Annotated in this window: 2 protein-coding genes; both read left to right on the top strand. The window is 36.5% G+C overall.

Annotation, left to right across the window (positions count from 1 at the left end; genetic code table 11):
• Window positions 1-755: RHS repeat-associated core domain-containing protein (locus VQ643_RS16245; protein ID WP_414201546.1), on the top strand; the 755-nt coding region annotated here is incomplete at its 5' end.
• A 74-nt stretch (window positions 756-829) separates the two neighbouring features.
• Window positions 830-1,305 (top strand): hypothetical protein (locus VQ643_RS16240; RefSeq protein WP_414201544.1); only part of this gene is annotated, 476 nt, incomplete at its 3' end.

Raw genomic sequence — 1,305 nt, 5'->3', positions numbered from 1 at the left:
TAGCCGCCAACAGTGAAGGCACCACAACGTGGCAAGCCCAAATGCAAGCTTTTGGGGAAACCACCCCCGACAGCACCAACCTGATCACCATGAACCTGCGCTACCCTGGGCAGTACTTTGATGCAGAGACGGGTACGCATTACAACTACTACAGGGACTACAACCCAAGAGTAGGACGTTATAGCCAAAGTGATCCGATCGGCTTGGGGGGTGGTATTAACCATTATGGGTATGCTGGGGGAAATGCGCTCAGATATAGAGATCCTGAAGGACGAGTCGTCTGGTTTGCACCTTTATTGATGATGGCAGCAAGGGCTACAGCATCTTTCATTATTGATATTATTATTATCTCATATGCAGTTGATTCTAAATTATCATCATCGCCAATTTTGATTACAGAGGGGATACAAACCGAATGTGGCAATGTACAGTGTGCAGATGATATTTCAGCTAATAATACAGCTTATGTACCTGCACTAGAAGAGTTAAAAATACCGAGTGCGCAGGGCTATCCTGATAGCTCACAAGATGACATTGTAATAAAACCATATCAGGGATATGAGCCATATGTAAAAACTGCTGAAGACTTTATTTATTATAAAGAGGAAGAGGAAGAAAGTACTTCTGGAGGTGCAGAGCACACTAGTAATGCAAGGCCGAGCTCACGAGGAAAGCATGAGAGAGGTAGGGCAAGGAATAAAAGAGACCAAAGAGGGGGAGAGAAAGGCGATATAAGACGAAAGTATCGACGATAAAATGTGATAATGCTTTGTTAGTATATAAGTTATATTAGTTATGTGGTTAATTTGAGGTGTGTATGGATATTGTTATGAATAGTTTGATTTTGGCAAAAGAAGAAAACAGTATAGTAGAGGTTTACTATGAAAATGAAGATTCTGAAAGTTTTAGTATGGGATTTATTGATTCTGTATCTGAAAACTATTTTGGAGTTAAAGCACTAGATTGTTTTGGTAATCCGTTGGGCTATGAAGTACGTAGAACTTCAGAAGTTTCAATTGTTAAAAAATATACAGAGCATACAAATAAAATAAAAATTTTTTATGATAATTATAATGATTCTTTTATAGAGGAGTATGGTTTTGAAAAAAAATTAGATAACATTATGTTTGAAGTTGTGAATAGAATATTTTTAAAAGAGGATTTTGTTAGTCTTTTGATAGATGGCTTTGATGCCCTTATAGATGGGTGTATTAAGAGTTTTAATAATAATATAATAGAGTTTTTAATGATTTCTCAATATGGAGAAGAGGATGGTATTTGTTTTATAGATTTAAAATCTATTAG

Origin of the sequence: Pseudomonas sp. F1_0610 (assembly GCF_047470865.1) — a bacterium.
Classification (GTDB): domain Bacteria; phylum Pseudomonadota; class Gammaproteobacteria; order Pseudomonadales; family Pseudomonadaceae; genus JAZDRH01.
Note: the sequence above shows the minus strand (reverse complement) of the source record. Positions and strands in the feature narration are given on the sequence as shown.